Source organism: Ureibacillus sp. FSL K6-3587 (assembly GCF_038593165.1).
GTDB classification, from domain to species: Bacteria; Bacillota; Bacilli; order Bacillales_A; family Planococcaceae; genus Ureibacillus; species Ureibacillus suwonensis.
In genome coordinates this window covers 1,597,948-1,611,324 of sequence record NZ_CP151969.1, presented here as the reverse complement: position 1 = coordinate 1,611,324, position 13,377 = coordinate 1,597,948, and the positions used below count along the sequence as shown (strand labels likewise).

Genomic DNA, 13,377 nt, shown 5'->3' with positions numbered 1-13,377 from the left:
AAATCAAAACAACCCCGAAAAATATTTGCACTTGGGATAATGTCCGTACAACAAGGAAGTAAAAAGGGAGAATACAAAAGATGATCCATATATAAATGCTAATCCACTTGCTTCTCGGTAAAATCATGTACCAGCGCTTCATCGTTTTCCTCGCAACCTTTTTCTTTTCATTATACATTGTGAAAACACGAAAGTCCCAAAAGCAGGCTATACTTTTGGGACTCTTCCTTTAGACTTCAACCGACTTTACTTTTCCGGAATATAATTTTTCCACTTCTTTAAAAGTGACAAACCTTTTCTTCTCCGGATCGTACAATTTATAACGAATCGATTCGATACTTGTTTTAATCGTTATCGTTGTCGCCTTTTGAAGAGGAGGCACGGAATTATGGGCCGCTTCCAAATAATAATTTGGTACCCTCGGCGCCAAATGGTGCACATGATGGTAACCGATATTCCCTGTAATCCATTGCAGCACTTTCGGCAATTTATAAAAAGAACTTCCCTCCACGGCCGCCTTTACATAATCCCACTCCGGATCGTATTCGAAATATGAATCTTCATACGTATGTTGGATATAAAACAGCCAAATGCCAAGGGATCCCGCAATAAACATCGTCACTCCATGAACTAGGAGTACCGCTTTCCAGCCAAAGGCCAAAATCAGGGCTGTGATTAATAGCGCCACCATAATATTGGTGAAATACGTGTTCATGCGCTCTTTCTTCTTCGCATCTTTCCGGTTGAAACGATTTAAAACCAGCACTAAATACAATGGCCCCAACCCGAACATCACAAAAGGATTACGGTATAAACGGTAGAAAAATCTTTTGGTTTTTGAAAGGGCCAAATATTCATCCGTCGTCAACATATCAATATCACCGATGCCGCGTTTATCCAAATTGCCGCTTGTGGCATGGTGAATCAAATGCTCCCTTCTCCATTTCGCATAAGGGAAGGAAGTGAGGATTCCAGTAATGTTTCCTACAAAATCATTGGCCTTTTTGCTCTTGAAAAAGGATCCATGGGTGCAATCATGAAAAATAATGAATGTGCGCACGACAAATCCGGAAGCAAGCACGCCACAAAGGACGCCTATCCACGGATTGGTACTCGCAAAATAATATCCGATTCCCCAAATGATGAGGAGGGGAATGAGGGTATCCATCATTTGAAGGATACTTTTTTTCCTTTCCGATTTGGCAAAGGGTGCAACATCTTTACGTAATTTTTTCGTCTTTTCAGCATTAGTCATCGACATAGGTTCACCTATTCCTATAAATTAGTATTCTCATCGTACAATGGATTGTCACGGACCAATAGAATCAAATATCACCTTTTCCACATTACAAATGTCATATAAAAAGGATCCATCCCTGTTATTCTTTGAGATGGATCCCTTTTTCATTCAATAAAAATGCAATTGATAATATTCAATGTCCAACCATTTCCCGAATTTGTAGCCGATATTTTTTAATCGGCCGGCCAGGTGAAAACCGAACTGTTCGTGCAGCTTGATACTTGCGATATTTTCCGAATCGATGACAGCCACCAGTGTTCTCACATTCCGTTTCTTTGCTTCTTCAATGATTGTTTGCAAAAGCTTTTTTCCGATTCCTTTTCCTTGGTGTTTGGATGAAACATAAACGGAATGTTCCATGGAATATTTATAGCCTTCATTGGGATAAAATCGTTTGAATGTGGCAAAACCCGCCACTTCCCCATCCTCTTCATAGACAAACATCGGATTATGTTCCTTTTCATTTTCTATAAACCATTGCTTTCTTTCTTCCAACGTCTCCGGATGTGTGCGATAAAGGGATGTCGTATTCAAAATGGCTTCGTTGTAGATGGCTGATACACTTTCAAGATCTTCCGCCGTCATTGGCCGAATCATCCAATCTCCCTCCTTGATACGGTTCAGAAATATTTTGTTGATAAAAAGCAACCTGATGATATGGACACAAAAATCGGGGCGATTGTCACAATTTCTGTTGATACGGACACAAAACCTGTCATTAAAAACGGGAGATGTCGTTATGTTCACAAAATCAGGCGATAGCTTAATCTTAATAAAAAAACATCCCCTTTTCCAGGGGATGCTCATTGTCATACGTTGAAATATCTCGCGCTTGGGTGGGCAAAGACGATGGCCGAAACGCTTGCTTCCGGCTCCATCATGTAACCTTCCGTCAAATGTACGCCAATTTGCTCCGGTTTCAACAATTTAAACAGCTTCTCCTGATCCTCCAAATTCGGACAAGCAGGGTAACCAAAGGAGAATCGCTGACCTTGATACTTGGCGGCAAAACGTTCCTTCATCGTAAAGTCTGTCGAATCCGGGAATCCCCAAACGTCGCGGATTTCCTGGTGCAATCGTTCTGCAAATCCTTCCGCAAGCTCCAATGCTGTGGAAAGGAGCGCATGGCTTTCCAAGAATTTTCCTTCTTCTTTTAATCGTTCCGCCTTTTCTTTTGCACCATGGCCGGCAGTAACCACCATGAGCGCCACATAATCCATTTCTCCGCTATCAACAGATTTCAAGTAATCGGCAAGACATAAATATGGTTCTACTTGTTGCCGTGGGAAATGAAATCGCTCAATTTCAGTTTTCATATCATCCGGGCTGTAAATGATCACATCGTCCCCATCACTTTGGGCAGGGAAGAATTGATACATGCCTGAAGGCTTCAAGACTCCGGAATTTAAAATGTCCATCACCAAATTGTATAATTCCACCGCCCGCGCGTCTTTCTCTGCCAGCAATTTCTCCACATTGCCTTTCAAGCCCAAATGATGGCCGAGCAATGTGCGCATATTGACATATGGCAGCAAATGTTGAACCGAATAATTTTTCTTAATATGCACTTTCAAATCTTTTGGTACGAACACCGGCGCATCTTCCACCGTTCTGGCTTGCTTTTTCGGCGCTTCTTTTTTCGGCCGGTTTGCCCGTTTCGCATCCGCTTCTAACCGTTTTTCACGGGATTCCCGAATTTCTTGCAGGAAGGCTTCCCGTTCGTTTGAATCCATCAAACGGTTGGCATGTTCCAACCCTTGCATCGCGTCTTTTGCGTAAATCACCGGTCCATCGTATTCCGCGGCGATTTTCGTTTCCGTAAAGCGTTTCGTCAAAGCGGCTCCCCCAACAAGAATCGGTACATCAATGCCGGCCGCTTTAAAGTCTTGTGCCGTCAACACCATTTGCTGTGCCGACTTCACTAGTAGTCCAGATAAGCCGACGATATCCGGTTTTTCTTTGCGGATGGCTTCAATCAATTCCGCAGGGGTTACTTTGATCCCTAAATCAATGACTTGATAACCGTTGTTGCTCAAAATTATATCCACTAAGTTTTTCCCGATATCGTGAACGTCGCCTTTTACCGTAGCCAAAATGACTTTCCCTTTTCCGGCGCTTTCCTCCACTTTCTCCATATACTGTTCCAGGTGGGCAACGGCTGCCTTCATGACGCCGGCACTTTGCAACACTTCCGCCACGATTAATTGGTTATCGTTGAATAAGCGGCCGACTTCCGCCATGCCGTCCATAAGCGGCCCGTTTATAATATCGAGTGGCGTATCAAAGATTTTTCTTGCTTCCTCCAAATCTTCAATTAATCCTTCTTTTGTTCCTTCGACGATGTAATATTTCAAACGTTCCTCCACCGTCGCAGGAAGCTCGACCTTTTTCTCCTCTTTCTTTTTATCCCGGTAAAAGGCCGTAAATTTCGCCAAGGTTTCATCGTTCGTATTGAAAATCAAATCATTGGCAAGTTGAATTTCTTCTTCCGGCAACGAAGCGTAACGCTCCAATTTTTCCGTATTGACGATGGCATAATCCAGCCCCGCTTGCGTGCAGTGATATAAAAATACCGCATTCAACACTTCCCGTCCCACAGGTGGAAGACCAAAGGAAACGTTGCTGATACCAAGCACCGTCAAAGCTCTCGGGAATTTTTGTTTAATGAGGCGAATTCCTTCAATCGTTTCCTCCGCGGCGCCAATGTATTGTTCATCCCCCGTACCTACCGGGAACACCAATGGGTCAAAAATGATATCTTCCGGTGCCAAGCCCCATTTTTCCGTCAAGATTTTGTACGAGCGTTCCGCAATGGCCAATTTTCTTTCGCGCGTAACGGCCATTCCTTCTTCGTCGATTGTTCCAACCACAACCGAAGCCCCGTATTTTTTTACAATCGGGAGCACTTTGTCGAAACGCTCTTCACCATCCTCCAGATTAATAGAATTGATGATGGCCTTTCCTTGGGAATATTTCAACGCCTCCTCGATGACGCGCTCATCCGTTGAGTCAATCACCAAAGGCACTTTCACTTTCTTCACAACTTCTTGCATAAACTTGCGCATATCCTCAAGCTCATCCCGGTCAGGATTTGCCAAACAAATATCGATGACATGCGCCCCGTTTTTCACTTGGGCACGGGCGATTTCCGCCGCTTCCTCGTATTTTCCTTCAATGATTAATTGCTTAAATTTGCGGGAACCGATGACGTTCGTTCTTTCACCAATAAACAACGGACGCATGGAATCATCATAAACAAGCGGTTCAATGCCGGATACTGCATGCCCGTGGGATTTTTCCTTCTTCGGACGCGGTTTGTAATCTTTGATCGCTTCACGAATGGCTTTAATGTGGGCAGGAGTCGTTCCGCAGCATCCTCCGACAATGTTTAGCCAGCCCTTTTCAGCAAATCCTTTCAATTTGGTCGATAACGATTCCGGCGTTTCGTGATAGTGCCCTTCTTCATCCGGCAATCCGGCGTTCGGATAACAGCTGATATAACTTGTGGACAATTCGGATAAGGAGCGGATATGGTCCGTCATAAACTCCGGTCCTGTCGCACAGTTCAGACCAATGGAAATTGGATGTATATGCTCAATGGAAATATAGAAAGCTTCAATGGACTGACCGGCCAATGTTGTTCCCATCGGTTCAATTGTTGCGGAAACCATGACCGGAAGCTCTTTTCCCGTTTCTTCAAAAGCCCGCTTGATGCCAAGGGTTGCCGCTTTTACATTCAGCATATCCTGGCTTGTTTCAAGCAAAAGCAGGTCCGCTCCGCCGTCAATTAAGGCTTTGGCTTGAATATAAAAGTTTTCCGCTAGTTCATCGAATGTCACGCCGCCTGTGACAGACAATGTTTTCGTTGTCGGACCCATGGATCCTGCCACAAATCGAGGCCAATCACTGGTTGAATATTTTTCCGCTTCCGCCTTTGCAAGTTCCACTGCCCTTTTATTGATTTCATAAGCTTTGTGCCCTAAGCCGTATTCGTTCAAAACAAGGGGCGTTCCCCCAAAAGTATCGGTCGAAATAATATCCGCCCCCGCCTCCAAGTAGGCACGGTGGATTTTTGAAATCACATCCGGTCTTGTCAAGACAAGATGTTCATTGCATCCTTCATATTGTTCGCCACCGAAATCTTCCGCTGACAAATTTTCCTGCTGGAGCATTGTACCCATTGCCCCGTCAATGATCAAAATTCGTTTCTGCAACTGTTCTTCGATTGGATGGTTAACCATTTGCTATAACTCCTTTGTTCTGCTCATCAAGTTGTTGGATATATTGCAATAGTTGTGATGTTATATCGTATCGCATAAACGGCGTGATCAAATAGATTCCGTTAAAGTATTTCGTTGCCGTATCTAACAACTCTTTCGCAATTTCAAGACCCACTCTTGTTTCTTCTTCTTTATTTCCGCTCACTTGTTTCATTCTTTCCAACACATCATCGGACAATTTGATTCCTGGCACTTCATGATGCAAGAACTCCGCATTTTTAAAGCTTGTGAGCGGCATGATTCCGATATAAATCGGTGTTTCCAAATGTTTCGTCGCTTCATATACTTCCACGATTTTTTCCTTGGAGTATACCGGCTGGGAAATGAAGTAATCCGCACCATGTTCGATTTTTTTCTCAAGGCGGCTTACCGCGCGATCAATCACCCTTACATTCGGATTGAAAGCGGCCGCTACAGAGAAGTTGGCTTTCTTTTTAAGGGCTTTTCCGGAGAAAGAAATCCCTTCGTTCAATTGTTTGATGAGGGAGATCAATTCCATGGATGAAACATCATAAACGCTTGTGGCGCCCGGAAAATCCCCCACTTTTGTCGGGTCTCCTGTAACGGCTAATACATCATGGAGACCAAGGGCGCTTAACCCCAACAAATGGGATTGCAACCCGATCAAATTCCGGTCCCGGCATGTAATATGGGGCATTGTGCGGATTCCGTATTGCAATTTTAAGATGGCCCCCATCGCCAAGTTGCTGACTCTTGGGGAAGCCAAGGAATTGTCGGCCATCATGATAAGGTCTGCCCCGGCCTCGTACAGCGCTTTGGCCCCTTCAATAAATTTGTCGATTTCAAGATGCTTTGGTGTATCCAACTCGACAATGACCGAACGTTCCCTTTTCGCTTTTTCATGAAGCGGCTCGAAACTCCGCGGTTCTGCTTCTTGAATGACAATTTCCCTTTGGGGTTTTGCCGCTTTCTTTTCAACCGGCTGGAAATGGGCCAGTTTCTTTTTCATCGCTTCAATATGTTTTGGCGTCGTTCCGCAGCATCCTCCGATGAGCCTTACCCCTTCATTGCAAAGTTCCACTGCGGCACGGGCAAAATAATCCACTTCCGATTCATAAACGACGCGGCCATCCTCGATATCCAACAGGGATGCGTTCGGATAAGCCGATAAAAAGGCCCGTTCGGGAATTTCCACCTCTTCAAAGGCCTGTAATGTGTGATAAGGGCCAAGACGGCAGTTCACTCCTACGACATCTGCCCCCAATTGTTCAAGCCGCTTCAACGCATCATTCAATTTCATGCCGTTCAATAACACGCCAGGTTCCTGCATGGAAACTTGGGCGATGATAGGCATATCCGTCATTAGCCTTAGCATTTTCAACGTTTCCGTAAGTTCTTCAAAATCATAGTAAGTTTCAAGCAATAAACCATCCAACTGTCCGTCAATCAACACTTCCGCCTGTTCACGGACAGCTTCCAAAATTTCCTCCAATGTGTGGTCAACTTTCCGTACGCCGCGAATTCCGCCGATGGAACCCAAAACAAAGACGTTGTGGCCTTCTGCTGCACGCTTGGCTACAGCAATCGCCCCTTGGTTGATTTCCGCCACTTTGGACTCCAATCCATAACGGGCAAGCTTGATTCCATTGGCTCCATAAGTATTCGTTTGAATCACATCAGCGCCGGCCTGTATGTATTCGCTATGAATTTTTTCGATGATGTCCGGTCTTTTAATATTCATTTCTTCATGGCAGTATTCAAGTCCGTACGAATATAAAAGGGTTCCCATCGCCCCATCTGCAACCAACACTCTATTTCTTAAAGCTTCCAGTAGCCCCATCCAAATTCCCTCACTTTTCTTTACTTCTTAAATATTCAGTTAATTCATCTAAAAGAAAAAGCCTTCTTGCGAAAGAAGGCTTGTCATTTCCTTTTGAAGTCACCTTATCTTTCGGCCATTGCCGCTGGATTTAGCACCTTACTAATTTCATTAGTGGTTGCTGAAGCTTCACAGGGCCAGTTCCCTCCACTTCTCTCGATAAGTAATATTCAATTTTGAAATACCGATATAATAGCTTACATCATAAACGGTATTCTACATTTTGTCAAGTTAACTAATCGGAATTAATGCGAAATGATATCGAAAATTTTCTCTGCCGTTTCTTTACCATTATCGATACATGCGCCGATTCCTACGCCGAAATAAGAACATCCTGCAATGAACAGATTTGGATAGAGCTGATCCAATTTTGCCAACACTTGATCCAATGCTTCGTGATGGGCCAAATCATAAGTCGGCATCGCTTCAATCCATTTCGTAATATTCACAATGCTAGGTTGCGCTTCTATATTCAAGCTGAGTTTAATATCGTTCAATGCCACTTTTGTCAGCTCTTCATCAGTCATGTTGATCAATTCTTGATAACGTGGATTACTTTCCTTATAGAAGACGCGCACCAACAGGTTCCCTTCTTTGGACGTATGTTTCCATTTGCGGCTTGTCCAAGTGGATGCATTACATGCCAAATCGCTGTTATGGGAAACGATAAATCCGGTGCCATCCTGCGGCAATACGGAATCCGGCAGATCAAAGCCCAAATACATTGTGATGGCGGATGCATCTTTGAATTGGTTGAAATAAGGTTCCAATTCTTCATTATTCAAAAGATGTTTAATCACTTTGTTAGGCAATGCCAAAACAACAACATCCGATTCCATTTTATCGCCACTAGCCAAAGTGATTTCATAACGATCATTTTTCTTCTCGACTTGAACCGTTTCCGTGCCTTTATAAATTTCTACATCATCCAACAGTTCTTCCAATCGGTCGATCAATTGGCTTAAACCGTTTTTAAAAGACAAGAATTTTTTATTTGCTTCCCGTTCAAATTTTTCCCGATTCGCTTGCAATCCTTTCATCAGGCTGCCATATTCATTTTTATAATCGACCAAATACGGAAGGGTGGAAGCGATGGACAATTTATAAATATCTCCGGAATAAACGCCGGCAAGTACTGGGGCAATCTGCTTTTCAACGATTTCTTTTCCCAAAAAGTATTCCAAAAATTCTCCGATTGAATTTTCCTTTGTAAATTTCGTATTCGGAATTTCTTCATCTTTTAAAAAGCGTTGTTTTCCTTCTTCTGAAATCAATGTGCTCGCATTCAATGATTCCACCGTCATCGGAATACCGAAAACAGACTCCTTAGGAATTGCATGTAATTCATTGTTCGTATGGATATAGGAAATCCCCGTTTCGTTATAAACAACTTCCGATTCAAAATCGAGTTCTTTTATCAGTTCTTGGACACTTGGATAACGGGCTACAATGGAATCCGCCCCCGTTTCCATGACGAATCCGTTTTCCCGCGCTGTGTGCATTTTGCCGCCAAGGTAAGGATTTTTTTCCAAAAGCACCAAACGGGCAGGAACATTTTTTTCTTTCAATTGTTTTTGCAAATAGTACATCGTGCAAAGTCCTGTAATTCCTCCACCAATCACTGTTACCGTTTTCATTCAATACAACTCCTATACATTCAATTTGACTATTTTAAGTATAATCGCTTTTTTTAGCTATTTTTGTGTCGGCTTTAGCAAATTTTATTGAATAATAGTCGAAAAATTTCATAATTCAATAGACTTCCACTCGAATTGTCCAAGGGAATGTGCATTCCAAGAAGTGGATGGAGGAAATTGCGGAATTATTGAACATATTCGTTTTCCATTTGTTGTCTTGCCAATTCCCGCCAACGGGAGGCAGCCTTCTTATCAACCTCGACATCGATTCCATTTTCATAAATATGGGCGATATTCAACTTTGCCTGATAATCGCCGAGCAATGAAGCCCGCTTATAATAGTAAAGCGCTTTCTTTCCATTCCTTTCCACCCCAATGCCGTTCTCATATAAATATCCCAAATTATAAATGGAATCGATATGATGGGATTCAGCCGCTTTCTCAAACCATTCAACGGCTTTTGAAATGTTTTTCTCCACACCCAATAGCCCGTCCAAATAGATGGAACCCATACGGTACTGGGCATCCTCATAACCGCCTTGAGCGGACTTCAAATAATGGTGAAAGGCCTTATCTTCATCTTTATTGATTCCGATTCCTTGTTCATACATGATCCCCAGCGTAAACATCGCTTCCACCACATTCTGTTTTGCAGCCTCTTTGAACCATTTCAATGCTTCCTTGTAATTTACAGGGACCCCTTCTCCGTTCAAATACATATCGGCCAAGTTATTTTGGGCATCCGGATGTCCCTTTTTTGCCGCCTTTTTATATAATTGAAAAGCCATCTTCACATCTTCTTCCACCCCAAGCCCTTCATAATAACAGTTTGCAAGCTGATAAAGGGCTTCACTATTCCCGGCTTTGCCGGCTTTTTGCAGCCAAAATACCACGAGGGAATATTCTTCCATAATTTTATAAAGATAGGCCAATTCAATCATAGCTTCCACATTTTTTCATGGGCAAGGCGATAAATATCTCTCGCTTGGATCAATTGCTCGACTGTCAGTAAATGCTGGAACCGCAGCAATAACTCTTCAAATTTATCTTGCTTATCTACCACGCCATCTACACCTTTTCTATTTTCCTTTGAAATATTCCACCAAATAATTTCGAAATTGATTCGTTGACGGAGAAATATATCTCCCTGCAACCCATGATACCCCAATTTTACGTTCACAAATTGGTTCTTTTACGGAAATTTTTTTGACATTATATTCCGATAATCCTTTAATGGATGGAATGATGGAAACACCATGGCCTGCGCTGACAAATCCCGCTACCGTATGCGGATCTTCCCCTTCAAATGTGATGTTTGTTTTGGAAATCCCTACATCCTTCAATAGTTTATCCACCATGTGACGCAGTGCATTCCCTTTTTTGATCGAAACAAAAGGTTCATCTTTAATCTCCTTCAACTCAATAAAATCTTTTTTTGCCAAAGGATGATTTATGGGGACAATCACAAACAATTCTTCTTTCCACAATTCAATCCATTCTATTTCAACCACTTTTGACTCAATACGCTGGGATAAACATAAATCAATATCCCCTTTTTCCAAAAGTTCCAATAAATTCAACGAAGATGCCTGCGTCAAGTTAAACTTAATATTTGGATATTTATCATGGACATGGGCCATCAACTCGGGCACAATTTCCATTCCCAACGTATGAATAAATCCAAATGACACTTCACCGTAACCCGGCATGACAAGACCGTTGATTTCCTGTTTGGCCCTGCTGTATTCATCCAAAATCTTATTGACGCTTTCCAAAAACAGCTTCCCATAGCGGTTCAATATGATGGACCGCCCTTGACGATCGAAAAGGGGCACGCCAATCTCCTGCTCAATATTTGAAATGGATTTGCTCAGGGCGGGTTGGGAAATGTTTAACATTTCAGCAGCATGGGTCATATGTTCCGTTTCAGCCACTACTTTAAAGTACTCTAATTGTTGTATTTCCATAGCGAATTCCCTTCTTAAAAAATGATAACCGAATCGAATCAATTTGATAGAAATAATAAATTGTATTTATGTAAGTCTATATCTATAATAAAGTTAAACGTTGAGTTTGAATACCAAAAATCTTAAAAAAACACAAGTATTTTTCTTAAATTTTCAAACAATTTTCAAATTCTTTTTAAATTTTCTGTCACATTACGGTTAAAAAGGAGTAGTTCTTCAGAATGAAAATCATTTCGCCAAAACCATTTACGATTGAGGCGGGAAAACGTGCTGTCTTATTATTGCATGGCTTTACAGGCAACACAAATGATGTGAAACGTTTAGGCCGCTATTTAGCAGAACGCAACTATACGGTTCACGCTCCTTTGTATAAAGGCCATGGCGGTGATCCTTTAGCCCTCATTCAAACCGATCCGATTGAATGGTGGAACAGTGCAGTTGAGGGTTATGATGAGCTTCGAAGACGTGGCTATACAGAAATTGCCGTTGCTGGTGTTTCTCTCGGAGGCATTTTCTCATTGCGCCTTGGCGAAGAACGTCCAATCAAAGCGATTGTAACAATGTCCGCACCAGCATTGGATAAAAGTGTTGATAGCTTGCAACAACGCATCATTAGCTATACAATTAATTACAAAAAGCTGACTGGAACATATAATGAAGAAGAAGATAAACCAGAAGTTATTGCAAAAAGATATCAAATGCCGAAGCTTGAATATTTGCAAGGCATTATTAATGATACAAGCGCAAAATTGAATAAAATTGATAAACCTGTTCACATCTTGCGCGGCTTACATGATGATGAGTACTATTGCAAAAGCGCGGATTATATTTACAATTCCGTCAATTCGCGCATTAAATCGGTAAAAAGCTTCATCAATTCAGGTCACATTTTAACGGTTGACAAAGAACGTGAACTTGTATTTGAAGAAGTATACCGGTTCTTTGAAAGTTTGGATTGGGAAGAATAAAATTCGATTCTTCTTGCCATAATAATAATGTATCCCCTAGCAAATTCCCCAATTTGCTATGATATAAATATGTCCTTGAGACATACATCCCTTTAGCAAGCTACGAAAATGATCCCCGTCAAATTTCGTAGCTTGTTTTTTTGTGCAATTTTTCAGGATAAACTAAAGTGCCGTTTTCATTCAACGACTTTCCCGTACACTCCGCCTCCACCCCTTTCAATATTCAATTCCCCTTTCCTTGCCAAATCGATCATTTTGGCGATTTTTCCAGGCACCACTTGACCGAGTTCTTCCAATGACACTTCATGCAGAATGGCCATTTCCGTTCCAAACTCATCAATCAGCCGTTGAATCGTCCTTTTTCCAACACCCGGTATAAAATCGAGCGGCACTTGATGGATATACGGGGGCCTTTGACGGGTAGGCCGTTCAAGATCCGTCAATTCCCGAATTCTTACCGAAACCCCTTTTACGAAATGATGGCTTCCGCATTTCGGACAACTTTCCCCTTCTTCCACCCGTTCACCACATTCCTGGCAAGCAGTGGAATAGTATTTTCCGAGTAGCGGGTTTAAGCCATAGTTGGCTACAATTTTTCTTTCTCCCTTTTCCTTGAGGGCCAATACGAGTTCTTGAAAATTCGGCTTTACCATCTGCACTTTTTGATATTCCCGCGCCAGTTTCCCGAGGGAATGGGCATCGGAATTGGTGACGAACGTGTATTTTTCCAATTCACTAATACCCTGCACCATGTATGTATCGGAACTTAATCCGAGCTCAACCGCATCAATCTTCTCAGGATCGAACACTTCCGTCAAACTTTTTTCGACCCCTTTTCCATATAAGCTTTTGAAAGGGGTAAAAACGTGGGCAGGTATGAAAAGCCCTCCCATTTCTTTGACTTTTCCCTGCAATTCCCTACCGCTGCAATAAATCCGCTGGGAACTTAAATGGATATTTTTGACGAACATTCGCATCCACCCGGAAAATTCTTTCATCCATTCGAGGGTTGGAAAAAAAGCAAGCACGTGGATGGGTCCTTTACAATGTTCATCGTAGATTTCAATTTCGGAACCCGGAATAAGGGTCGTCTTTTCAAATCTTAAACCGCCTTCCGGAAGAGGTTCCATCCTTCCATCATTCATCATTTCTTCCATTTCCTTTATGACTTCCGGTGAGTGGCAATCGATAATGCCGATCATATCAAGACCTTTTTGACTGGAAGCGGTTTTTAAAATATTTTTTAGCGTCAAATCTTTGCTTCCCGTTATTTTTACCGCACGTCCGCCCTCCGTTCTCCCGATATGTATATGTAAATCGACATAATAATTTTTCAAGATCATCCCGTCCTTTCTTTTATTTTATCATGTCTTTTCCGGTTGCTT

10 protein-coding genes and 1 riboswitch are annotated in these 13,377 nt (G+C 42.3%); of the genes, 1 reads left to right on the top strand and 9 read right to left on the bottom strand.

What is annotated here, in order from left to right; translation table 11 throughout:
• Positions 1–229 precede the first annotated feature (229 nt).
• The 8 genes from NSS77_RS07915 to NSS77_RS07880 form a co-directional block, all read right to left on the bottom strand.
• Entirely contained in the window at positions 230–1,255 is a 1,026-nt protein-coding gene (locus NSS77_RS07915; protein ID WP_342471100.1) for a fatty acid desaturase, read from the bottom strand.
• Positions 1,256–1,408: 153 nt separating this feature from the next.
• Entirely contained in the window at positions 1,409–1,897 is a 489-nt protein-coding gene (locus NSS77_RS07910) for an N-acetyltransferase family protein (RefSeq protein WP_342471099.1), read from the bottom strand.
• A gap of 212 nt (positions 1,898–2,109) precedes the next feature.
• Complete coding sequence (gene metH, locus NSS77_RS07905) at positions 2,110–5,541, bottom strand: methionine synthase (protein ID WP_342471098.1); 3,432 nt, start codon at positions 5,539–5,541, stop codon at positions 2,110–2,112.
• Positions 5,534–7,381 (bottom strand): bifunctional homocysteine S-methyltransferase/methylenetetrahydrofolate reductase, encoded by a 1,848-nt coding sequence (locus NSS77_RS07900; protein WP_342471097.1) that lies wholly within the window; start codon positions 7,379–7,381, stop codon positions 5,534–5,536. The genes metH and NSS77_RS07900 overlap by 8 nt, the downstream gene beginning before the upstream one ends.
• A gap of 101 nt (positions 7,382–7,482) precedes the next feature.
• Positions 7,483–7,586, bottom strand: a riboswitch (SAM riboswitch).
• A gap of 79 nt (positions 7,587–7,665) precedes the next feature.
• A complete protein-coding gene (hemG, locus tag NSS77_RS07895; protein ID WP_342471096.1) occupies positions 7,666–9,057 on the bottom strand; it encodes a protoporphyrinogen oxidase in 1,392 nt (463 codons plus the stop codon).
• A gap of 185 nt (positions 9,058–9,242) precedes the next feature.
• On the bottom strand, positions 9,243–9,998 hold the full coding sequence (locus NSS77_RS07890) for a tetratricopeptide repeat protein (RefSeq protein WP_342471095.1): 756 nt from the start codon (positions 9,996–9,998) through the stop codon (positions 9,243–9,245).
• Positions 9,995–10,120: a hypothetical protein gene (locus NSS77_RS07885; protein WP_342471094.1), complete on the bottom strand. Its 126-nt coding sequence runs from the start codon at positions 10,118–10,120 to the stop codon at positions 9,995–9,997. Before NSS77_RS07885 ends, NSS77_RS07890 begins: the two co-directional genes overlap by 4 nt.
• 16 nt (positions 10,121–10,136) lie before the next feature.
• Complete coding sequence (locus tag NSS77_RS07880) at positions 10,137–11,024, bottom strand: LysR family transcriptional regulator (protein ID WP_342471093.1); 888 nt, start codon at positions 11,022–11,024, stop codon at positions 10,137–10,139.
• Between the two features lie 221 nt (positions 11,025–11,245).
• On the opposite strand from NSS77_RS07880, the gene NSS77_RS07875 reads away from it, so the two are divergent.
• A complete protein-coding gene (locus NSS77_RS07875; protein ID WP_342471092.1) occupies positions 11,246–11,992 on the top strand; it encodes an alpha/beta fold hydrolase in 747 nt (248 codons plus the stop codon).
• Positions 11,993–12,168: 176 nt separating this feature from the next.
• Here NSS77_RS07875 and NSS77_RS07870 read toward each other — a convergent pair whose 3' ends face one another.
• Positions 12,169–13,329: an endonuclease Q family protein gene (locus NSS77_RS07870; protein WP_342471091.1), complete on the bottom strand. Its 1,161-nt coding sequence runs from the start codon at positions 13,327–13,329 to the stop codon at positions 12,169–12,171.
• Positions 13,330–13,377 lie beyond the last annotated feature (48 nt).